This is a genomic window from Zymobacter sp. IVIA_12111.31 C1 (genome assembly GCF_047495495.1).
Classification (GTDB): Bacteria; Pseudomonadota; Gammaproteobacteria; order Pseudomonadales; family Halomonadaceae; genus Zymobacter.
In genome coordinates this window covers 780,163-800,618 of sequence record NZ_CP179930.1, presented here as the reverse complement: position 1 = coordinate 800,618, position 20,456 = coordinate 780,163, and the positions used below count along the sequence as shown (strand labels likewise).

General features: G+C 59.4%; 21 protein-coding genes. 12 read left to right on the top strand and 9 right to left on the bottom strand.

Annotated features, from left to right (window positions below; translation table 11 throughout):
• Positions 1-62 precede the first annotated feature (62 nt).
• The 6 genes from ACMHYW_RS03590 to rpsB all read right to left on the bottom strand — a co-directional run bounded on the left by ACMHYW_RS03590 (position 63) and on the right by rpsB (position 5,251).
• Positions 63-884 carry a phosphatidate cytidylyltransferase gene (locus ACMHYW_RS03590; protein ID WP_414500927.1) on the bottom strand — a complete coding sequence of 274 codons (822 nt, stop codon included), beginning with the start codon at positions 882-884 and terminating at the stop codon, positions 63-65.
• The gene (gene uppS / locus ACMHYW_RS03585; RefSeq protein ID WP_414500926.1) at positions 877-1,632 is read right to left on the bottom strand and encodes a polyprenyl diphosphate synthase; all 756 of its coding nucleotides are present in this window, start codon (positions 1,630-1,632) and stop codon (positions 877-879) included. The genes ACMHYW_RS03590 and uppS overlap by 8 nt, the downstream gene beginning before the upstream one ends.
• A gap of 4 nt (positions 1,633-1,636) precedes the next feature.
• Positions 1,637-2,194, bottom strand: coding sequence for a ribosome recycling factor (frr, locus tag ACMHYW_RS03580; RefSeq protein WP_027705281.1), 558 nt, complete (start codon positions 2,192-2,194; stop codon positions 1,637-1,639).
• A gap of 167 nt (positions 2,195-2,361) precedes the next feature.
• Positions 2,362-3,090: a UMP kinase gene (gene pyrH / locus ACMHYW_RS03575; protein ID WP_027705282.1), complete on the bottom strand. Its 729-nt coding sequence runs from the start codon at positions 3,088-3,090 to the stop codon at positions 2,362-2,364.
• Between the two features lie 239 nt (positions 3,091-3,329).
• On the bottom strand, positions 3,330-4,199 hold the full coding sequence (gene tsf, locus ACMHYW_RS03570; RefSeq protein ID WP_414500925.1) for a translation elongation factor Ts: 870 nt from the start codon (positions 4,197-4,199) through the stop codon (positions 3,330-3,332).
• A 317-nt stretch (positions 4,200-4,516) separates the two neighbouring features.
• On the bottom strand, positions 4,517-5,251 hold the full coding sequence (gene rpsB / locus ACMHYW_RS03565) for a 30S ribosomal protein S2 (RefSeq protein WP_027705284.1): 735 nt from the start codon (positions 5,249-5,251) through the stop codon (positions 4,517-4,519).
• 415 nt (positions 5,252-5,666) lie between these two features.
• Between rpsB and map the strand changes: the two genes are divergently transcribed.
• The 6 genes from map to ACMHYW_RS03535 all read left to right on the top strand — a co-directional run bounded on the left by map (position 5,667) and on the right by ACMHYW_RS03535 (position 12,821).
• On the top strand, positions 5,667-6,470 hold the full coding sequence (gene map, locus ACMHYW_RS03560) for a type I methionyl aminopeptidase (RefSeq protein WP_414500924.1): 804 nt from the start codon (positions 5,667-5,669) through the stop codon (positions 6,468-6,470).
• Between the two features lie 404 nt (positions 6,471-6,874).
• Positions 6,875-9,556: a [protein-PII] uridylyltransferase gene (gene glnD / locus ACMHYW_RS03555; protein ID WP_414500923.1), complete on the top strand. Its 2,682-nt coding sequence runs from the start codon at positions 6,875-6,877 to the stop codon at positions 9,554-9,556.
• A 90-nt stretch (positions 9,557-9,646) separates the two neighbouring features.
• On the top strand, positions 9,647-10,024 hold the full coding sequence (locus ACMHYW_RS03550) for a Spx/MgsR family RNA polymerase-binding regulatory protein (protein ID WP_414500922.1): 378 nt from the start codon (positions 9,647-9,649) through the stop codon (positions 10,022-10,024).
• A gap of 134 nt (positions 10,025-10,158) precedes the next feature.
• A complete protein-coding gene (gene dapD / locus ACMHYW_RS03545) occupies positions 10,159-11,220 on the top strand; it encodes a 2,3,4,5-tetrahydropyridine-2,6-dicarboxylate N-succinyltransferase (protein WP_414500921.1) in 1,062 nt (353 codons plus the stop codon).
• A gap of 34 nt (positions 11,221-11,254) precedes the next feature.
• Positions 11,255-12,433 carry a succinyl-diaminopimelate desuccinylase gene (gene dapE / locus ACMHYW_RS03540; protein ID WP_414500920.1) on the top strand — a complete coding sequence of 393 codons (1,179 nt, stop codon included), beginning with the start codon at positions 11,255-11,257 and terminating at the stop codon, positions 12,431-12,433.
• 10 nt (positions 12,434-12,443) lie between these two features.
• Positions 12,444-12,821 (top strand): hypothetical protein, encoded by a 378-nt coding sequence (locus ACMHYW_RS03535; RefSeq protein WP_414500919.1) that lies wholly within the window; start codon positions 12,444-12,446, stop codon positions 12,819-12,821.
• An 86-nt stretch (positions 12,822-12,907) separates the two neighbouring features.
• Here the strand turns inward: ACMHYW_RS03535 and ACMHYW_RS03530 are convergent, their stop codons facing one another.
• Entirely contained in the window at positions 12,908-13,354 is a 447-nt protein-coding gene (locus tag ACMHYW_RS03530; RefSeq protein WP_027705291.1) for a cold-shock protein, read from the bottom strand.
• 180 nt (positions 13,355-13,534) lie between these two features.
• Between ACMHYW_RS03530 and ACMHYW_RS03525 the strand changes: the two genes are divergently transcribed.
• Entirely contained in the window at positions 13,535-13,777 is a 243-nt protein-coding gene (locus ACMHYW_RS03525) for a SlyX family protein (protein WP_414500918.1), read from the top strand.
• 143 nt (positions 13,778-13,920) lie between these two features.
• Here ACMHYW_RS03525 and trxB read toward each other — a convergent pair whose 3' ends face one another.
• Entirely contained in the window at positions 13,921-14,892 is a 972-nt protein-coding gene (trxB, locus tag ACMHYW_RS03520) for a thioredoxin-disulfide reductase (protein ID WP_414500917.1), read from the bottom strand.
• Between the two features lie 381 nt (positions 14,893-15,273).
• Between trxB and ACMHYW_RS03515 the strand changes: the two genes are divergently transcribed.
• The gene (locus ACMHYW_RS03515) at positions 15,274-16,155 is read left to right on the top strand and encodes a DNA-3-methyladenine glycosylase family protein (RefSeq protein WP_414500916.1); all 882 of its coding nucleotides are present in this window, start codon (positions 15,274-15,276) and stop codon (positions 16,153-16,155) included.
• 129 nt (positions 16,156-16,284) lie between these two features.
• A complete protein-coding gene (locus ACMHYW_RS03510; protein WP_414500915.1) occupies positions 16,285-17,226 on the top strand; it encodes a tetratricopeptide repeat protein in 942 nt (313 codons plus the stop codon).
• A 167-nt stretch (positions 17,227-17,393) separates the two neighbouring features.
• On the opposite strand, the gene ACMHYW_RS03505 is transcribed toward ACMHYW_RS03510, so the two are convergent.
• Positions 17,394-18,554 carry a MalY/PatB family protein gene (locus tag ACMHYW_RS03505; protein ID WP_414500914.1) on the bottom strand — a complete coding sequence of 387 codons (1,161 nt, stop codon included), beginning with the start codon at positions 18,552-18,554 and terminating at the stop codon, positions 17,394-17,396.
• 193 nt (positions 18,555-18,747) lie between these two features.
• Between ACMHYW_RS03505 and ACMHYW_RS03500 the strand changes: the two genes are divergently transcribed.
• The 3 genes from ACMHYW_RS03500 to ACMHYW_RS03490 all read left to right on the top strand — a co-directional run bounded on the left by ACMHYW_RS03500 (position 18,748) and on the right by ACMHYW_RS03490 (position 20,418).
• Positions 18,748-19,191, top strand: coding sequence for a hypothetical protein (locus ACMHYW_RS03500; RefSeq protein ID WP_414500913.1), 444 nt, complete (start codon positions 18,748-18,750; stop codon positions 19,189-19,191).
• A gap of 70 nt (positions 19,192-19,261) precedes the next feature.
• Positions 19,262-19,738 (top strand): Cys-tRNA(Pro) deacylase, encoded by a 477-nt coding sequence (gene ybaK, locus ACMHYW_RS03495; RefSeq protein WP_414500912.1) that lies wholly within the window; start codon positions 19,262-19,264, stop codon positions 19,736-19,738.
• A gap of 155 nt (positions 19,739-19,893) precedes the next feature.
• Entirely contained in the window at positions 19,894-20,418 is a 525-nt protein-coding gene (locus ACMHYW_RS03490) for a DUF501 domain-containing protein (protein WP_414500911.1), read from the top strand.
• The last annotated feature ends 38 nt before the right edge of the window (positions 20,419-20,456 follow it).

Here is a 20,456-nt window from a genome sequence, read left to right as displayed (position 1 = left end):
TTATGAGCATAGAAGCTAGAACAGGCACTTGCGACCATTACGTCACAGGTGCCTGCATAAGATCAATGAACGAGGAAAGGCAGGAACAGCGCAAAGACAGGAATAGCCGCCAGAAGGCTATCGATACGATCCAGCATGCCACCATGCCCCGGCAGCAGTTGGCTTGAATCCTTCAGGCCGCGGTAGCGCTTGAGCATGCTTTCGAACAAATCGCCCACAACGGACGTCAGCGTTACCAGCCACGTCACGCCGAGCAGCACCATCGCCTGACCCAGATCGAACCCTTGAATGGCATCCATCAGGAACGACAGCACAGCGGTACCAGCCAGCGCACCGTAGACGCCCGCCCACGATTTGCCCGGACTGACGCGCGGTGCCAGCTTACGCTTGCCGAACGCCTTGCCCGCGAAATACGCGCTGATATCGGCGCCCCAGATGATAAACAGCACGTACAACAGCCACCATGCAAAGCCGGAGGATCCGGTTGCGATCTCACGCAACTGTTGCAGCCCCATCCAGCTCGGCAACATGATCAGCCCACCCAGCACCAGACGCACGACGCGCGAGTGCCACATCCGCCCCGTTGCGGGATAGGTCAGCACCCAGCCACAGCAGACGATCCACGTCGCCAACGCGACCCACATCGGCCAGTTCTGATGCACGATATTGGTCAGACAGGTGGCGACCATGCCCGCCCCGATCGCCAGTGTATACACGAAGCGACCACCCGGGCTTTCGAGGCCGGAGAGGTTGGCCCACTCCCAGGCGCCCAGCAGGATGACGAAGCCGACGAACATGGCAAACGGCAGTCCCGTCAGCGTGAACAACAGCACGAGTGACAGCGGGCCAATGGCCAGCGCTGTCAGAAAACGTTGCTTAAGCACCCTTCACCTCTATCTGCTCGCCCGTCATGCCGAAGCGACGGGAGCGGTTTGCAAAGGCATCGAGCGCGTCATCGAAAGCCGCCGCATCGAAATCAGGCCAGTAGCACGGCGTGAAATACAGCTCGGCATAGGCCATCTGCCATAGGAGGAAGTTGCTGATGCGCTGCTCGCCGCTGGTACGGATACACAGATCGACATCTGGCAGACCACCCAAACAAACTTCCTGCCCCAGCAGTGTTTCGTCGATATCAGCCGAGGCCAGCTCGCCCTGCTCGACCTGCTCGGCTAGACGACGTGCGGCCTGCGCGATATCCCAGCGTCCACCGTAGTTGGCCGCTACGACCAGATGAAGGCCGGTATTGTCACGCGTACGCGCTTCCGCCTTGGCGATCAGCTTCTGCAGCACCGAGGAAAGCCGACTTCGGTCACCGATGATCGACAGACGAATATTGTGACGCGCCAGCTTGCCGACCTCGCGCTGGAGCGCCAGCATGAACAGCTCCATCAGCGCACTGACTTCCTTGGCCGGCCGCTTCCAGTTCTCACTGGAGAAGGCAAACAGTGTCAGTACTTCGACACCGCGCTCAGCAGCGCGACGAATCGTAGCCCGCACGGCATCAACGCCGGCGTGGTGCCCACGGATGCCGGACATGCCTTTTGCCTTCGCCCAGCGGTTATTGCCGTCCATGATGACGGCGACATGGCGCGCAGGCGTGGACGTAGGCTCGGTCTTCGTGGAATCCGTCATTGACTCAGACCTGCATCAGGTCGTGTTCTTTCAGTTCGAGCAGCTTATCGATTTCAGCGATATGCGCATCGGTCAGCTTCTGGATCGCGTCTTCGCCCTGACGAGCATCGTCTTCGCTGATCTCTTTTTCTTTCAGCAATGATTTGATGTCGTTGTTGGCATCGCGACGTACATTACGAACAGCAACGCGGCCCGTTTCGGCTTCCGCACGTGCTTGACGCGTATAGTTGCGACGCGTTTCTTCGGTCAGCGGCGGCATCGGTACACGAATGACGGTACCGGCAGTTGACGGGTTCAGGCCAAGGTCAGAGGTCATGATCGCTTTCTCGACCTTTTGGACCATCGGTTTTTCCCACGGCACGACGGCCAACGTACGCGCATCTTCAACGTTGATGTTGGCGACCTGGCTCAGCGGCACTTCACTGCCGTAGTAGTCGACGCGAACGGCGTCGAGGATGCTCGGGTGCGCACGACCGGTACGGATCTTGTTGAAGGCGGATTTCAGCGCTTCAACGCTCTTGTTCATGCGTGTTTCAGCGTCTTTACGAATTTCATTGATCATGGGCGTTACCTCTGCCTGAAAATAAACTGACCGCCATGAAGAAACGGTCAGGAGTATACGAAACGATATGCAGGGACTAATGATACAGGAAGTCGCCGACTCTCAGGAGAGCGACACGCAAGGAATTCACCTCGCACCTCCCTCTCCTGAGCGTAACGTGGGGCATCTTATTCGATGACCGTACCTTCCTTACCGCCTGTTACCAGATTCAGCAGCGCGCCCGGCTTGGTCATGTCGAAGACGCGTACCGGCATGTTGTGATCACGAACCAAGCAGATGGCCGTCAGGTCCATGACACCCAGTTTCTGATCAAGCACCGCATCGTAGGACAGGCTGTCGTATTTGACGGCATCGGCGTGCTTGACCGGATCCTTATCGTAAACGCCATCAACCTTGGTAGCCTTGATGACGACGTCTGCGTCGATTTCGATACCGCGCAGACAGGCCGCGGAGTCCGTCGTGAAGAACGGGTTACCGGTACCCGCAGAGAAAATCACAACATCGCTGGCCGTCAGATAGCGGATAGCCGTACGGCGGTCGTAGTGCTCAACAACGCCGCTCATCGGAATGGCCGACATGACGCGTGAACGGATACCCGCACGCTCAAGCGCATCGCGCATCGCCAGACCGTTCATGACGGTGGCCAGCATCCCCATGTGATCGCCGGTCACGCGATCCATGCCCGCTTCGTGCAGAGCCGCCCCACGGAACAGGTTGCCCCCGCCGATAACGAGACCTACCTGCACACCGATACCGATCAGTTGACCAACTTCTTGGGCCATGCGATCCAGCACTTTGGGGTCGATCCCAAAGTCGTGCTCTCCCATCAGGGCTTCGCCCGAGAGCTTGAGCAGAATCCGCTTGTATTTGACACTTCGATCATGAACGACGGGCATGGCAGCGCTCCTTACAGGCATGCGAAAGCAGCACGCGACTTATGGGCATGCTGGACGCAACTATACAGATACAAATTGGCGTGCGAACAACGCACGCCAGAGAGAAACGGGAATCCTGCCGATGCATCCATGATGATCGGCTGGCGGCAGTGGCGAGAAAGCCACTGCGGATGGTGGCCCGGAAGCTCCGGACCACCATTGGAAGGTGACGACAGCATAATCGTCATGCAAGCACTCGCTTACTTATTGAGGCCGGCCTGTTCCATGACTTCTTTAGCGAAGTCCACTTCTTCCTTCTCGATGCCTTCGCCGACTTCGAAACGTACGAAGCTAACGACTTCACCGCCCGCGCTCTTGGCGTATTCGGCAACGCTGACGTTCGGATCTTTAACGAACGGCTGGTTAACCAGGCTGTTTTCAGCCAGGTATTTTTTCAGGCGACCCTGAACCATTTTTTCAGCGATTTCGGTCGGTTTGCCAGCCATGTCAGGCTGCGCCAGGATGATGGATTTTTCATGATCCAGCTGTTCCTGCGGCATATCTTCCGGACGAGCAACGGCCGGGTTGATAGCGGCAACGTGCATAGCGATGTCGCGAGCGACGTCTGCATTGCCACCTTTCAAGACGACAACGGCACCGATGCGGTCGCCGTGCACGTAACCACCGACAACACCTTCCGGTGCTTCGACGATCGCGATGCGACGAACGCTGATGTTTTCACCGATTTTCTGGACCAGCTGGCTACGAGCGTCTTCCAGCTCGCCTTCCATCAGGGCAGCAACGTCTTCAGAGCGCGCTTCGAAGGCTTTGGCCGCAACGTTCTGTGCGAAAGCTTTGAAGTTTTCGTCGCGAGCAACGAAGTCGGTTTCAGAGTTGATTTCCAGCATGGCAGCGAAGGAAGCATCGTCGGCAGCGCGGATGACGATAGCGCCTTCGGCAGCGATGCGGCCTGCTTTCTTGGCAGATTTCAGACCTGCATTTTTGCGCAGATCGTCGATTGCCTGTTCGATATCACCGTTGGCTTCCTGCAGTGCTTTTTTGCACTCCATCATGCCCAGACCAGTGCGTTCACGCAGTTCTTTGACCATAGCAGCGCTGATAGCGGCCATACTAATTCTCCATTCTTTAGACGTTTCTTCGAACGTGGGTGATGTACGCCCCCATCCAAAGAAGGCAGCACACAGGCCAAATGATACCTGTGAGCGTCGTATTCCTGAACCTTAGACGATCCTGCATGCCTATGGCGAACACCGGGCCAAAAAAATAGGGCCCGCACGCCATGATATGGCGCATGGTACGCCTGCCGACGCGTCGGTGAACAGCAGCAGGGTTCTCAGGTGGATATGAAAAAGGGGGCCGAGGCCCCCCTTTCGCCTTTTGTCATCGCACTCGGGGCGCGCGGGCAACCAGGCGTCAGCGGCTGACCTTATTCGGCAGCTGCTGCATCTTCTGCTTCTGCAACTTCGACGAACTCGTCCGGACGACCTTCTTTCGCTTTGGCACATGCATCAGCAATGGCTTCAACGTAGATCTGGATAGCGCGGATGGAGTCATCGTTCCCCGGGATGACGTAGTCGACACCGTCCGGGTTGGCGTTACTATCAACGATACCGATAACCGGGATACCCAGTTTGTTGGCTTCGTTGATGGCGATGCGCTCGTGGTCAACGTCGATCACGAACAGTGCATCAGGCAGACCGCCCATTTCCTTGATACCACCGATGGAGCGCTCGAGTTTCTGCTGCTCGCGGGTGGCCATCAGGACTTCCTTCTTGGTCAGCTTGTCGAACGTGCCATCCTGGTGCATGGCTTCAAGTTCGCGCAGACGTTTGATGGACTGACGGATGGTTTTGTAGTTCGTCAGCATACCGCCCAACCAGCGGTGGTTGACGAACGGCTGACCTACACGGGTAGCCTGTTCGGCGATGACCTTGCTCGCAGCACGTTTAGTACCAACGAACAGGATCTTGTTGTTGCTCGCAGCCATCTTCTCAACAACCGCAGTCGCTTCGTTCAGCGCCGGCAGTGTTTTTTCGAGGTTGATGATGTGGATCTTGTTACGAGCGCCGAAGATGTATTTGCTCATCTTCGGGTTCCAGTATTTGGTCTGGTGGCCGAAGTGGGCACCCGCTTTGAGCAGGTCACGCATTGAAACTGCCATGGAATTTCTCCTTGAATCGGGTTGAGCCTCCACGCATCCCATGGATCCGACCCAGCGCAGCCTGCGACAGGCACCCGGGACCATGTGACGATACGTGTGTGGGGTCAGTGATAGCGCAGTGAACACTGCCTATCTGTAGTGAAACACTACAGAGTATAGAGGGTTCACCGAAGAATCGTTCAGATCCGTCATTAAGCGCGGCGTTTTATATCATACCCGATGGAAATTGAGAAGCTGCGCATTCGCCCCATGCGTCTACATCACCCCTGTGCACATGTCCGATAAGGCGATATCCTTTCCCCCAACATCAAGAGCGAGGCGGCGCATGCAGCCTTCGCTCTGACACCTCTTGCCTGGAAAATCCGTGTATGCACAGAGATCTTCCGGGCATCACCCTTTGGAGATTGCACTACTCATGTCTACCGACATTCCTCGCTACGGCGCCGAAGAGATCGAAAAACTACGCATCGCTGGCCGCATGGCCGCCAGCGTTCTGGAAATGATCGAACCGCACGTCAAGGCGGGAGTCTCTACCGGCGAACTGGATCAGCTCTGCCAGCGCTACATTGAAGACGAACTGAAAGCCGTTCCGGCCTGCTTGGGCTACCACGGCTTCCCGAACGTCAGCTGCATCTCGCTGAACCACGTGGTATGCCACGGCATTCCCAACTTCAGCAAAAAACTGAAGAAAGGCGACATCCTCAACATCGACATCACGGTCATCAAAGATGGCTACTACGGCGACACTAGCCGCATGTACTACGTCGGCGAGAACATCCAAGGCGAACGCCTCAGCCGTGTGGCTCAGGAATGCCTGTACAAGTCGATCGAGATCATGAAGCCGGGCGTACGTCTATCTGATATCGGTAAATTGATCCAGCAGCACGCTGAAGGTAACGGCTATAGCGTCGTCCGCGACTACTGCGGCCACGGCATCGGCACCGAGTTCCACACCGATCCGCAGGTACTGCACTACGACGGCTATGACGAACACACCGATCTGGTACTCGAAGAAGGCATGTGCCTGACCGTCGAGCCGATGATCAACGTGGGCGGCTATGCCACCAAAGTGCTCAAAGATGGCTGGACGGCGGTGACTCGCGACAAGAGCCTGTCTGCACAGTGGGAACACACGCTGATCATGACCAAGGATGGCGTACTGGTGACCACTGCTCGCAAGGATGAAGACTTCTCCGGCATGCCGAACGTCACCGTGTAAGCCTGTCTGCACGCGTTACCGAGGCACCTGTTCATCAGCGTGCCTCGGCCACGCCACACCTTCGATCCTTTATTTCTTTTCTTGCGCGTTTCCTTCCTCTAACGCCTCGAACACCTGATGTAAGCGGGTTGCCAGCGGATTGTAGCCTCCTCATTCCTACTGTTTTTTATCACTCATCCTGCATCAAGGCATATCGGATCACAGCCTTCATTGGCACGGCGTACGCCTCATCAACGCCGGGATGAGAAGCACTCCTCTATCGTTCCTTCAGCACCGTGCGGGCATCACGCCTATTACGTGCGGATTCTTGCCGTGCTCGCTCTCCATCGCAGCGTCAGGATCGGATATGATGCCAACAGACGATTACGCCTTTTCTGTTCATCCTCTTTTCGCGAGGTCCCGACATGCCGGATACAACGACAACAGCATCGGCACTGGCGCTTCCAGATATCGATCAGCTACAGCATCAACTGGCTGATCGCCCGGCCATTCCCCTTTTCCGCAAGGCGCTCGGCACACTCTACGATGCCCTTGCCGAACGCTTTCGCCAAGGCGCCCCAATTGACCAGCTGGTCCACCTGCGTGCGGAGGTCATGGATCGCATCATCAGGGCCGCTTGGCAGCATGCGGGACTGCCCACCGAGGATGCGACCGACATCATGTTGCTGGCGGTCGGCGGCTATGGCCGCGGCGAACTGCTGCCGCACTCCGACATCGACCTATGGGTCGTGCTCCAGCAGGAAGATGCGGTCCATCAGGAAGCGCTGTCGGCCTTCGTCATGCTGCTGTGGGATATCGGCCTAATGCCGGGACACTGCGTGCGCACGCTGGCGGACTGCGAGCGTCTGGCGGCCGAGGACCTGACGGTCATCAGTGCCCTGCTGGAAAGCCGCCTGCTGATCGGCCCTCAGGCCCTGTTCAACACACTGCATACCGCCACGTCGACCACACACATGTGGCCGTCCCGCGATTTCTTCGAGGCCAAGCGAGAAGAACAGCGTCAGCGACACGGCAAGCTGGATCAGACCGAGTCGCTGCTGGAACCCAACGTCAAGGATTCTCCTGGCGGTCTGCGCGACCTGCACACGATCGCTTGGGTGGCTCGCCGCCACTACGGGGTGCACAGGCTGGCCGAAGCGGTGACGCTGGGGTACATGACCGAAGAAGACCTGACACGCTACGACCAGAGCATGCAGTTCCTGTGGCGTCTGCGCTTCGCGCTGCACCTCGAAACCAACCGTGAAGAAGACCGCCTATTGTTTGAACATCAGCAGGTGATCGCGCAGCAGCTGGGCTTTGTCGACACGCCCGAAAAGCTAGCCGTCGAGCAGTTGATGCACGTCTACTATCAGACAGCGGCGATCGTGACCGAGCTGAATGACATCATCTTGCTGCACTTCCGTGAGCAGTGGGTCGATCTCGATACCGAAGCCCCGACCGAACTGCTGGACGCCCACTTTGCGCTCAGCGGTGACCACATCCAGATTCGGGAGCCTGATACCTTCGAGCAGTTCCCCGAGACCCTGCTATCGCTGTTCGCATGGCTGGCCCAGCGCCCTGATATCAAAGGCATCCGAGCCGACACGCTGCGAGCGCTGTGCGCGCAGCGCCATCTGATCGACGATGAGTACCGCGACAACCCACTGCACCAACAGATATTCATGCTGATGATGCGTGCGGAAGGCAATATTCCCCGCACGCTGTCGCTGATGGCCCGCTACGGCGTACTGGGTCGCTACCTGCCACAGTTCGGACGTGTCAGCGGGCTGATGCAGTATGACCTTTTCCATATCTATACCGTGGGAGCACACACGCTCAACCTGCTGCAGCGCCTGCAGCAGTTCCTCGAAGGCGATGAACGCTGCGATGCGCCGCTGGCGATTGAGATCATGCAGCGCCTGCGCAAACGCGAGGTGCTGTGGATCGCGGGGCTGTTCCATGATCTGGGCAAGGGACGCGGCGGCAACCACTCGCTGCTGGGCGCAGAAGACGTACGCGTGTTCTGTGAGCGCCACGGCCTGTCGGCGGAAACCACCGAACTGGCCGAGTGGCTGGTGCTGAACCATCTGCTGATGTCGCAGACAGCGCAGAAACGCGATCTGTCAGAACCCGCCGTTATCCGTGAGTTCGTTGAGATCGTGCAGGACAAGCGCCACCTTGCCACGCTCTATCTGCTGACAGTCGCTGACATTCAGGCCACCAACCCGACACTGTGGAACGGCTGGCGTTCGGCGCTGCTGCGCCAGCTGTTTGAAGAAGCCTTCCGCTTACTGGAGCGCGGCCTGTCCGTACCGTTCGATCGCAGCGATGCCAGCCGTGAAACGCGCCGCGATGCGTGGGCCATGCTGGAGGCGCTGGGCTGCAACATGAAGGCGGTCGAGCGCTGCTGGCATCACTGCGGTGACGACTACTTCCTGCCCTACTCTGCCTACGAAATTGCTTGGCAGACGCTGGGCATTCTTGAGCGCCCCGGCGTACCGATCATCATGTTCAGCACCCCTGGCGATGACACCCCCGAAGGCGGCACTCAGGTCTTCATCCACACGCACTCGGTCAACGGTCTCTTCGCTGCTATCGTCAGCACCTTTGATCAACTGGACCTGTCAGTGCACGACGCACGCATCATCACGTCGAGCGATGACTGGACGCTGAACACCTTCACGCTGCTGGATGCTCAGCATCAGCCCGTGACAGACCCCGCCCGTCTGCGGCATATTCATGCTGTACTGACCGAAGCGCTGCGCACGCCGCAGAACCTGCCGCCGATCGTAACGCGCCACACTTCGCGCCAGCTGCGCCACTTCCAAGTACCGACACAGGTGGCCTTCCGTGAGGACAGCATGCACCGCGGCAGTATCCTGACCGTCGAGGCTGCCGACAGGCCGGGGCTGCTGGCCCGCATCGGACGGCTGTTCGTCGAGTTCGATGTATCCGTGCATTCGGCGAAGATCTCGACACTGGGCGAGCGGGTGGAAGACGTCTTCTTCGTAACCGACGCACGCGGCGGCCCGCTACGCAATGCCGACTACAATCAGCGCCTGACTTCGCGGCTGAAAGAGGTGCTTGATGCGGTACTCGGCAGTTAAGGTCCGGCTTTGGTACACTGGCAGACCTGAACGTCAGAAGGCAGCCCATCGCGCTGCCTTCTCCACCCATTCGATCAGAGAAGTCCGAGCATGACAGTGCCTCATCCTCTTCCGACGCTGTATGGTCTCAAGCAGTGTGACAGCTGCCGCAAGGCCCGCCGCCTGCTGGATGAACTCGGCGTTACCTACCGCTTCATCGACCTGCGCGCCGATGCTACCGATGCAGAAGGCCTGCTGGACAGTGCGCTACTGGCTCACTTCATGGCCACGGTGCCGTGGGAAACGCTGCTCAACCGCCGCAGCACGACATGGCGTCAGCTGGATGCCGCTGACCGTGAAGCGCTTGATGCTGATAAGGCACGAGCCCTGCTGCGCCAGCACCCCACACTGTTGAAACGCCCTTTACTGGTGACGGACAGCGACGTAATCGTCGGCATCGACGACGCGCGCTATTCGGCGCTGGCCTGAGCGCATTGCTCACGGCCCACATTCAATGAATTCGCGGCTTTCGCGGCGTCACTGACAGAAAGCCCTTTTCACGCCACATTGCCTACCGCGTCGGCGCTCGATCACGACACGGTGGCTTCAGGAGAACGATTACAATGTTGAGTCTTGGACTAGGTATCGGTACACAGAATCTGCAGGGCGAATGGCTGGAAGTGATGTTCCCGGCACCGCTGCTGTCGCCTTCCGAAGCCGTCACTACCGCGGTAGCCCGTGCGCTGGACGTCACCATCACCAAAACCACCAACATCAGCGTCCATCAGGAACAGTGCCCGGCACTGGCGAGCGCTCTGGCCGCTCTGGCCGCGCTGACCCACGATGCCGCACTGAAACAGGAAGTGCAGCCGCTCATCGACCTCGTCGAAGCCCTCGAAGACAGCCAGCGTCCGCTGGTCGCGACCTTCATCGTGGCAGACGAAGCACCGCAGAGCGTTCCTGAGGTCTACCTCAAGCTCCAGCTAATCTCTCATCGTCTGAGCCGCCCGCACAGCCTCAATCTGGACGGCATGTTCGGCGTGCTGAAAAACGTTGCATGGACCAGCGAAGGCGCCATCGACATCGAAGAACTGCCGGCTCGCCAGCTGAAAGCGCGCTTGGCAGGCCGTACGCTGTCCGTCGACTGCGTTGATAAATTCCCGAAAATGACCGACTACGTCGTGCCGACTGGCGTGCGTATTGCCGATACGTCCCGCGTGCGTCTGGGCGCCTACTTGGGCGAAGGCACGACGGTCATGCACGAAGGGTTCTGCAACTTCAACGCGGGCACCGAAGGCCCCTGCATGATCGAAGGCCGCATTTCTGCTGGCGTCTTCATCGGCGCACACTCCGATCTGGGTGGCGGTTCTTCCACTATGGGTACGCTGTCCGGTGGTGGCAAGCAGGTCATTTCGGTCGGTGAAAAATGCCTGATCGGTGCCAACGCCGGGATCGGCATTCCGCTCGGCAACCGCTGTACGGTCGAATCTGGTCTGTACATCACTGCGGGTGCCAAGGTCGCCGTACTCGACAGCACTGGTGAAGTCGCCAAGATCGTTGCCGCTCGCGAACTGGCCGGGCAGGACGATCTACTGTTCCTGCGCCACTCGCAGACGGGCCGCCTCGAATGCCGTACCAACAAAACGGCCGTTGCATTGAACAAATCGCTGCACGCTCATAACTGATCCACGGATCGACCGACACAGGACACTGCTACGCATGACACACCCCACCGCTCCCACGCTCGACGACACACCGACACTGGCGCTGGCACGCGATCTACTGGCGCGCCCGTCGATCACACCGGACGACGCCGGCTGCCAGCAGCTGATCGGTGATCGCCTGAAAGCGTGCGGCTTTACGCTGGAAACACTGGCTGAAGGTGGGGTGACCAATTTGTGGGCGACCCGCGGCACCGGCACCACGCTGGCCTTTGCGGGGCACACAGATGTCGTGCCGACCGGTCCTGTCGAACAGTGGCAAACACCGCCTTTCGAGCCGACTATCGACGAGGAAGGCTACCTGCGCGCCCGCGGTGCGGCAGACATGAAAGGCAGCGTGGCCTCGATGATCACGGCCGTCGAACGCTTCGTGGCGGCACATCCCAACCATCAGGGACGTCTGGCGTTTCTGATCACCAGTGATGAGGAAGGCCCGGCGATCCATGGCACACGCATGGTCGTTGACGCACTGCGTGACCGCGGTGAACAACTCGACTACTGCATCGTCGGTGAACCTTCCAGCGTCGACACGCTGGGGGATATGGTCAAGAACGGCCGTCGCGGCTCGCTGAACGCTACCCTAACCGTCATCGGGCAGCAGGGACATGTGGCTTACCCCCACAAGGCCCGCAACCCAATCCACATGGCACTGAGTGCGCTGGATGAACTGACCCGCACCCAGTGGGACGATGGTCATGACGGTTTCCCACCGACCAGCTTCCAGATCTCGAATCTGAATTCGGGCACCGGCGCGGAAAACGTTATTCCGGGTGAGCTGACGGCCCGCTTCAACTTCCGCTTCTCGACCGCCTTCACGGCTGACGAACTTAAAGCACGCGTTGCTGAGGTACTGACACGTCATGGGCTGGTCGAAGGCGAGTCATTCACATTGGACTGGTCGCTGTCGGGCAATCCGTTCGTCACCCTACCCGGTCGCCTGCTGGATGCGGTGTCTCATGCCGTCGAAGCGGAATGCCAGCGTGCGCCGGTGCTGTCGACCAGTGGCGGGACCTCTGACGGTCGCTTCATTTCCACGCTGGGCACACAAGTCATCGAACTCGGACCGGTCAATGCCACGATCCATCAAGTCGATGAGCGCATTCTCGCCGACGACCTGAATACCTTAAGCCGCGTCTACGAGCGCATTCTGACTACCCTGTTCGCCGATCAGGCCTAAGGAGGCTCTGATGAGCATCGAGCGCTTCCCCGATATCGAAGTCTACGTCAAGGGCATCACTACTGATGCGCTGCAGGCATGGCTGCAGGACACCCTGCAGGCTACTTTGACGCCCGCAGGCAAGGGCCACTGGCGCGGTGAAGGCCGCGGCGAAGGCGGTGCCGTCGTTCCCTGTATGATCATGGAAAAGGCAGCGGACGGGTTCACTAGCCTGTCGATGGACAGCGATGCGACCCCGTGGCCGCGCGACATCGACTGTGCCCGTGCCCTGCATGCCGCACTTGGCGGCGAAGTGCGTTGCTCGCCGGGCGGCTGGCTGCCAGGCGAAGAGCCAGAATGCTATATCCGCCTTATCAACGGCGAAGAAAGCACACTGCTCTGGCAGTGAGTACGCCCGGTTCATGGCTCACGCCATAACGAAAAAACCCTGCGACCTCTCGGTCGCAGGGTTTATTTTTACTGCGGTGTTGCCTGTCAGGTGATGACGGTCACGTCTTCAGCCTGCAAGCCACGTTCGTTGCGGATGGCGTAATAGCGCACGCGCTGTCCTTCGACCAGCGTGCGATGCCCTTTACCACGGATGGCACGGAAGTGAACGAAGACGTCTTCGTCTTCACCGTTGTCACGCGTGATGAACCCGTACCCCTTATTGACGTTGAACCATTTGACCATACCGGTCTCGCGGTCATCGTTCTCAAGTTCAGCAATGGAAGACTGACGCGGGCTGAACAGCTGTACGGCAAAGGTGGCAATCAACAGCAGGATGAAAGCCGCAATGACAATCCAGATATAATGGTTAAGGAAAACGGTGTATGCGTTTTCGTCACCGGTAATGGAGACCAGCAGTCCCATCAGCAGCGGTGATACAAGGGCAAGTGGGATACTGATAATAAAACAGCGAACTAATGCTTTCAGACTCATGGCACACTCATTCTCTTGATGAAGTCACATATATGATGAGGAATCACTGTACAGCAGGATATTCAGGAGCCTCATCACAACTCCTGGGCGATGCAGTATCATTGTAGTCATTCGGGCGATACCGTCCTGCTCGCTCACTCATACACACGGCCTAAACCGCGCGTTCTGAAGGAATATAACATGGCTCAAGATGCTTTGCCTGCTTCGTTTCTGGAGCAGATCGAGGCCCTCGAAACCCGTCTCGCCTTTCAGGAAGACTGGCTGGAATCGCTCGATCGCACCGTCATCGAACAGGGCCGTCAGATCGAACGCCTTGAACGTATGAATGCCCTGCTTCAGCAGCGTCTGCGTGAACAGGGGGAGACCCAGAACCGCTTCTCTCCCATGCCGTCACTGGAAGATGAACGTCCGCCACACTACTGACCCTTTGTTAAGATCCATTTCAGCCTGCGCACCCAGTGATGCGCCATGACGGCATTTCTGCGCGCGCCGCTACAAAAAAGCGCCCGAGATGATCTCCCTCGGGCGCTTTGTCATTCGTGTGCATCGCTCACAGGCGAGCAGCCTCAAGCATGCGATACGCTGGGATCAAGATGATCAAGGAAGCGTTCGGCATCCAACGCGGCCATGCAGCCACTGCCCGCCGAAGTGATCGCTTGACGGTAGATACTGTCGGCCACATCACCGGCCGCAAACACGCCGGGAATACTGGTCTGTGTCGCGTTGCCCTGCGCACCAGACGCCACTTCCAGATAGCCGTTGTTCATTGCCAGCTGGCCGTCAAAGATCTGCGTGTTGGGGTGGTGGCCAATGGCAATAAAGATGCCCGGTGCCTCGATATCGTGCGTTTCACCTGTACGCACATCTTTGACACGCACGCCGGTGGCTCCCGTATCGTCGCCTAGCACTTCATCAACCTCATGGTGCCACAGCAGCTCGACATTGCCGTTCTCGGCACGTTCATACAGCTTGTTCTGCAGAATCTTCTCGGCGCGCAGCGTATCGCGACGGTGAATCAGCGTGACCTTAGAGGCCAGATTGGAGAGGTACAGCGCCTCTTCGACCGCCGTATTGCCCCCACCCACCACCACGACTTCCTTGCCACGGTAGAAGAAGCCATCGCAGGTCGCGCAGGCGGATACGCCTTGACCACGGAAGCGTGACTCAGACTCCAGCCCCAAATAGCGCGCACTTGCGCCTGTCGCGATGATCAACGCATCGCAACTATAGGTGCCCGCATCACCGCGCAGCACGAACGGACGCTGCGTCAGCACGGTTTCATGAATCTGATCAATGACGATATCGGTGTCGAAACGCTCGGCATGCTGCTGCATGCGCTGCATCAGTTCCGGTCCTTGCACGCCTTCGGCATCGCCGGGCCAGTTATCGACGTCGGTGGTCGTGGTCAGCTGTCCGCCCAGCTCCATGCCGGTGATCAACATGGGTTCAAGGTTGGCACGCGCAGCATAAACGGCAGCGGTATATCCCGCTGGGCCGGAGCCGAGGATGATCAGTTTGCGATGAATGATGTCGCTCATATCGAAATCTCGCCAGAAGGACAGGGTGCCCATGCCGGAAGGTCACAGGTCACGGAAGATGGGAAGGCCGTGCTGCTGCAGGCAGAGGATGAATCACGGCTAAAGTGTACGTATGGTAAAGGAAAACCGTGTCGATGTGACCCGCGACGCACAACCGGATGGTGCTATCGTTATGACAGTCTCGGTCTATGAGCGTTCATCGCCCGTCATATCGGCACCGCCGGTCTCGCGGGATAAGAATGCCGTGAGCTATTTCTAGCATAGAAAGGCATGAGCAGAATGATAGGCGTGCAATAGCCACCTTCGCTCATGTCGACCAGAGGCTTGCCCTCGCCGGTACGCTCAGTGCCTTCCCTTTCGCTCTGTGCTCAAGGAGTCGCCATGACCTCACGCTCACCGATCTCGATCCGCCAGCTGACGGTCCAGACGCATGCGCTGCCCTATGAACCGCCCTATGCATGGCCGCTGCTGTGCGCGTTCTATCGATCACACCCCGTTCCTGCACAGGAATGGCTAACGGAAGATGCGCTGGGAAGAACGTTCGAACTCGACGGCACTCACGGCTACTTTTGCGCTCGTGTCGTGCCACAGCATGCGCGGTTCGATGTCGAACTGGCGCTCGATCGTCCCGAGCATACCAATGCTGTGATCGAACAGATCCGTCACATGCTTGACCTAGACAGCTCTCCACGGCGGATCGAAGGGCACCTGCACCATCATTTCCCTCATCTGCCACTGGTCGAAGGGCTTCGCATTCCGCGCTTGTGGTCGACCTTCGAAGCCGGTGTTCGCGCCATTCTCGGCCAGCAGATCTCGGTAGGTGCCGCCAGCAAGCTGGTAAATACGCTGGTAGAAGCCGCAGGCCGCCCCATCGACACACCGCTGGGCATGCGCTTTCTGTTTCCGAGCGTCGAAGCGCTGCGGCACACCGATCTTGGCGTGCTGCCGATGGTCAATGCGCGCCGCGATACGCTGAAACGCTTTGTCGAGTGGTACAGTGAAGCGGGCGAACACGCCGATGATCCCGCGCAGTGGCTCGCGCTGAAAGGCATCGGGCCGTGGACGGTTAACAGCGCGGCCATGCGCGGTCGCGGCGACAGCGATATGTGGATCGGCGGCGATCTAGGCATCCGCAAGGCACTGGAAGCGCTGGACCCCGCCGATGACTTCGATCCCCAGCGGGCCTCGCCGTGGCGCAGCTACCTGACGCAGCAACTGTGGAGCCAGCCCGCGGCGTGGGCGCCCGCTCGGCGCAAGACATAAAGCGCTGACGCTGGCCGCCGCATGCGCTGGCTATTGAATTCAGACATCACTGCCCCCATCAGCTCTTCTCATGACCGCCGATGATGGAAGGCCACACCATCGGCACTGACACATCTGGCGAGGTAGACCATGCAGATCATCGACCCGCGTACCGGCATGCCCATACGCGCCGCGTCCTCCACCCCTCATACGGAAACCGGTGCTGCTCCAGCGAGCAGCGCATCTCCGTTCATCGTCGACATCGACATGCACAACTTCCAGCAGGTGGTGCTGGAAGGGTCCATGCAAGGGGCGGTCATGCTGGTGTCGTGGATGCCGGGACACCCCGACTGTGCACCGCTGATGCAGTCGCTCGAAAAGATCGCCAATGAGTACCAAGGCGCATTCACGCTGGCACGTTTGAACATCGAAGAGCAGCAGCAGATCGCCATGCAGTTGCGCGTTCAGCAAGTGCCCGACGTCAAGCTCATCGTTCAAGGGCAGATGTACGGCCAGTTCCAAGGCAGCCAGCCCGAGCACAAACTGCGCGAATGGCTGGGTCAATTTCTTGAAGCCCCCGAAAGCGCGGAAGGTGATCTGAAAGGCCTGGCAGAAGCCGCGCTGGCGGCAGGCGATACGGCTACGGCACAGGCGCTCTATCAACAGTGGATTGAAGCCGCACCGGAAGACCCCGCACCGCGCATCGGTCTGGCCAGTGTATTGGTCGCGACGCATGCACTGGAAGACGCCGAACAGGTACTGGCCTCGTTGTCCGAAGAAGATCAGGCCACTCCTGACGCCCGTGCGGTCAAGGCTCGGCTGACCTTCGCCCGCCAAGCGCCGACGCCAGAAGAGATTGCGGCACTGGGCGATGCCGACGACCTGACATCGCGCACTCAGCGTGCGCTGCGCGCCATCGCGGACGGCCAGTATGACGACGGGCTGGAAAGCCTGCTGTCGGTCATGAAGGCCGACCGCACACACGATGACGGTGCTGCTCGTAAGCTACTGATCCAAGTGTTTGAAGCCCTCGGCAACGATCACCCGCTGACGCTACAGTACCGCCGTCGCATGTTCGCCCTGCTGTACTGAGGCGCACACCGTAACTCAGAGCGCGGTCAGTGCACGACGACAAGGCCCCGTGAATGTGAAGCGAAACGCTCTCCATTCACGGGGCCTTGTCATTTCATACCAGAGGAAATGCTCGACTCACGGGAACCGTACCGCCACGGCCTAGCTCCCGCGAATCGTTTCTGCGCTTACGGCTGACGCGTTGCAATGCAGCGGTCAATGCGCTGGAGCGCCTCTTCCAAAATATCGCGAGTCGTCCCGAAGTTGATGCGGACGAACCCCGGGTTGCCGAAATCGGCACCGTCGGACAGCGCAACCCGCGCGTCCTTCAGCAGCGTCTGCTGAGGGTTGTCGCCCAGATTGGCCTGACGCAGATCGATCCACCCCAGATAGGTTGCCTGCGGCGGCAGGAAACGCGCGTTGGGCCAGCGATCGACATACGACTGGATCAGCGCCACATTGCCCTGCAGATGTTCGACCAGCTGCTGACGCCACGGCTCACCGTCACGATAAGCTGCTTCGGTCGCAACCATACCCAGCACGTTGTGGGAAGGCATCCAGCCTTCGCAAGCCGCAGCAAAACGGCTGCGCAGTGCTGGGTCAGGAATGACGGCACACGCACAGGTCAGACCCGCAATATTGAATGTCTTGGAGGCGGCCCACAGCGTGATAGTGCGGTGCGCGATCTGCGGGGCACTCTTGGCGAATGGGCGGTGTGCTGTACCGTCAAGAATCAGGTCACAGTGCAGTTCGTCGGAACAGACCAACAGGTCATGGCGTTCAACGAACGCTGCCAGCGCAGCTAGCTCGCTATCGTCGAACACACGGCCCGTGGGGTTGTGCGGATGGCACCACAGCAGCAGGCGTGTCTTCGGCGTGACCACACGTTCCATGGCCTCAAAATCCAGCGTCCAGCGCTGACCGTTAGCCTCGCTGGGTTCAGCCATCGGCGCCGTTACCATGCGACGCTGGGTGTGCTGGGCGACCTTGAGGAATGGCGGGTAGATCGGGGTGATCACCAACACTTCCTCATCAGCGTCACACAGTGCCTGCGCCGCGATGTGCAGTGCCGGCACGACGCCCGGCAGCCAGTGCTGCCACTCGTTCTCGATCGCCCAGTCATAGTGGCTGCGGCTCCATTCGGACAACGTACTGCGCATGGCAACCGGTGGGTTGGCATAGCCATAGACACCATGGGCAATACGCTGGGTCAGTGCTTGCTGAACACAGTCAGGTACTGCAATATCCATATCGGCTACCCACAACGGCAGCACATCATCATCGTAGGTTTGCCACTTGGTACTCGTGACCTCACGGCGGTCGATACGGGTCGAGAAATCTGCGCCCATGATGCATCCTCATTGAAGCGAGTACCGCAGCGACGCTATCGGTACTCTCGGTGTTATTGTCGTGCACGGCGGCCCATGGACCGGATTGTCGCTATATGACCGGCCTCAAGGCAGCTCGTGCCATCACCCGCTTTTCCCCAGGCCATCGAACAAGAGCAACAACCAGGCCGCTGACAAGAGGTGTTTCCTTACCATGCCCGAAGCCCCTACGTTTGCCAAGTTCTATCCCTTGGCACGGCAAGGATTTGCGCCACTGATTCAGCGCTGGCGCACACACGTTACAGCGACCGATGAGCGCTCGCTGATGATGCTGGCGGACACTGCCCGCATCGCCGATCTGGGGCAGCCACCCGTCGAACTGCCCGCTCCCGAAACGCTCCTGCAATGGGCCAGTGGCGAACGCGACGATCCTCCGCTGTGGCTGCTGAAAGCCCTGCTGTTCTTGATCGTCCAAATGCCCTCTCGACCGGTGCCCGACAGCGCAGTAGAGCAGGCAGCATGGGCGTACCTATGGCTGCGTCTGCGCCCGTGGTCATCCGTTGACGATGCCTGTCGCGCGCTGCCGGAACACCTACAGGGCGTGCTGAGCGATGCGCTGCCGATAGGCTGGCAGGACATGCAGGCACAGCGCCTCTGACGCGGTATCATAGCGTCGGTCAGCCAGACGCTGACGTTAATTTATTTCTGCGAAGACAGGAGACACGATCATGGCCAGAACCACGCCCGCTACCCGCGCGCTCGACAGTGCCGGCATTCCTTACGAACTGATCGAATACACGATGCAGGCGCACGAGGACGGCTATGGGCAGGCCGTGGTCACTGCGACGGGACAGGCCCCCGAGCAGGTCTTCAAGACGTTGATGGTGATCCATGACCGCACACTGGTCGCCGCGATGGTACCGGTCGCGGCCAAGCTCGACCTCAAGGCCGTCGCACGCGCCCTCGGCGTAAAGAACGTCCAGATGGCCCCGCAAGCGCAGGCCGAGCGCGCCAGCGGTTACAAGGTTGGCGGTATCAGTGCACTGGGCCAGCGCCAGCCGCATCCCAGCCTGCTGGATGTTTCAGCGATGGGCTTCGACAAGATCTATATCAGTGGCGGGCAGCGCGGACTGGAAATCGGCATCGCGCCGCAGGATCTGGTCGATATCACCCACGCGGACATCGTCGAGATCGCACGCTTCTGAACGGATGCACGTGACGGCAGGCCTGCGCTTGCCGTCACGCGCCGCGACCTCTACCATGCGCGCTGCCTTTCGAAGGGCGCGGCCTTGCCCGAACATTGCCGCTTGCAGTGCCCCCTTCGGCGCTTATTCAGTCTCACCACACGGAGTGAACATTCATGGTCATCACCCTTGATCAGGCCCCCGATGAACGTCAGCTGGCGCTGATTCGCGAGCAGATCGGTCGCGAACCCCGCGGCATCGACGCGGTGACGGCCGAAGATGGCGAAGGTACCCCGCTGGTACTGCGCATGCAGAGCCTAGTGGACGGTGCGCCGTTCCCTACCCTCTACTGGCTGTGCAGCGATCGACTCAAGATCGAACTGTCGCATCTTGAAGCGGCCGGCGTGATCAAGCAGTTGGAAGCCATGCTGGCCGAAGACCCCGAGTTCATGGCCGAGTACCACCGCAGCCACGAAGACTATGTCGCTCAGCGCTGGCATTACATGCCGGATGACGTCAAGGCCGAGGTCGAACGCCGCGGTTACGATACGCTGCTGAAGGAACGTGGCGTAGGCGGTATCGCCAACTGGACGCAGGTCCGCTGCCTGCACACTCAGTACGCTCACCACCTGTGCGGCGACAATGCCATCGGTCGCTGGATCGACGAACACTACCCACAGGTCGCCGCCTGTCTGCCGTGATCGCATAGCCCGCACGGCCTGCGTCAACGTAGCCCTAC

Excerpts from the sequence above, each read along its gene's own strand:
- ACMHYW_RS03550 (WP_414500922.1), top strand. The coding sequence starts at position 9,647 with ATGACAGTGCCTCATCCTCTTCCGACGCTGTATGGTCTCAAGCAGTGT.
- frr (WP_027705281.1), bottom strand. The coding sequence starts at position 2,194 with ATGATCAATGAAATTCGTAAAGACGCTGAAACACGCATGAACAAGAGC.
- ACMHYW_RS03500 (WP_414500913.1), top strand. The coding sequence starts at position 18,748 with ATGCCCGAAGCCCCTACGTTTGCCAAGTTCTATCCCTTGGCACGGCAA.
- glnD (WP_414500923.1), top strand. The coding sequence starts at position 6,875 with ATGCCGGATACAACGACAACAGCATCGGCACTGGCGCTTCCAGATATC.
- pyrH (WP_027705282.1), bottom strand. The coding sequence starts at position 3,090 with ATGCCCGTCGTTCATGATCGAAGTGTCAAATACAAGCGGATTCTGCTC.
- uppS (WP_414500926.1), bottom strand. The coding sequence starts at position 1,632 with ATGACGGATTCCACGAAGACCGAGCCTACGTCCACGCCTGCGCGCCAT.
- ACMHYW_RS03490 (WP_414500911.1), top strand. The coding sequence starts at position 19,894 with ATGGTCATCACCCTTGATCAGGCCCCCGATGAACGTCAGCTGGCGCTG.
- ACMHYW_RS03530 (WP_027705291.1), bottom strand. The coding sequence starts at position 13,354 with ATGAGTCTGAAAGCATTAGTTCGCTGTTTTATTATCAGTATCCCACTT.
- tsf (WP_414500925.1), bottom strand. The coding sequence starts at position 4,199 with ATGGCCGCTATCAGCGCTGCTATGGTCAAAGAACTGCGTGAACGCACT.
- dapD (WP_414500921.1), top strand. The coding sequence starts at position 10,159 with ATGTTGAGTCTTGGACTAGGTATCGGTACACAGAATCTGCAGGGCGAA.
- trxB (WP_414500917.1), bottom strand. The coding sequence starts at position 14,892 with ATGAGCGACATCATTCATCGCAAACTGATCATCCTCGGCTCCGGCCCA.
- ACMHYW_RS03515 (WP_414500916.1), top strand. The coding sequence starts at position 15,274 with ATGACCTCACGCTCACCGATCTCGATCCGCCAGCTGACGGTCCAGACG.
- ACMHYW_RS03525 (WP_414500918.1), top strand. The coding sequence starts at position 13,535 with ATGGCTCAAGATGCTTTGCCTGCTTCGTTTCTGGAGCAGATCGAGGCC.
- ybaK (WP_414500912.1), top strand. The coding sequence starts at position 19,262 with ATGGCCAGAACCACGCCCGCTACCCGCGCGCTCGACAGTGCCGGCATT.
- ACMHYW_RS03505 (WP_414500914.1), bottom strand. The coding sequence starts at position 18,554 with ATGGGCGCAGATTTCTCGACCCGTATCGACCGCCGTGAGGTCACGAGT.
- map (WP_414500924.1), top strand. The coding sequence starts at position 5,667 with ATGTCTACCGACATTCCTCGCTACGGCGCCGAAGAGATCGAAAAACTA.
- dapE (WP_414500920.1), top strand. The coding sequence starts at position 11,255 with ATGACACACCCCACCGCTCCCACGCTCGACGACACACCGACACTGGCG.
- ACMHYW_RS03510 (WP_414500915.1), top strand. The coding sequence starts at position 16,285 with ATGCAGATCATCGACCCGCGTACCGGCATGCCCATACGCGCCGCGTCC.
- rpsB (WP_027705284.1), bottom strand. The coding sequence starts at position 5,251 with ATGGCAGTTTCAATGCGTGACCTGCTCAAAGCGGGTGCCCACTTCGGC.
- ACMHYW_RS03535 (WP_414500919.1), top strand. The coding sequence starts at position 12,444 with ATGAGCATCGAGCGCTTCCCCGATATCGAAGTCTACGTCAAGGGCATC.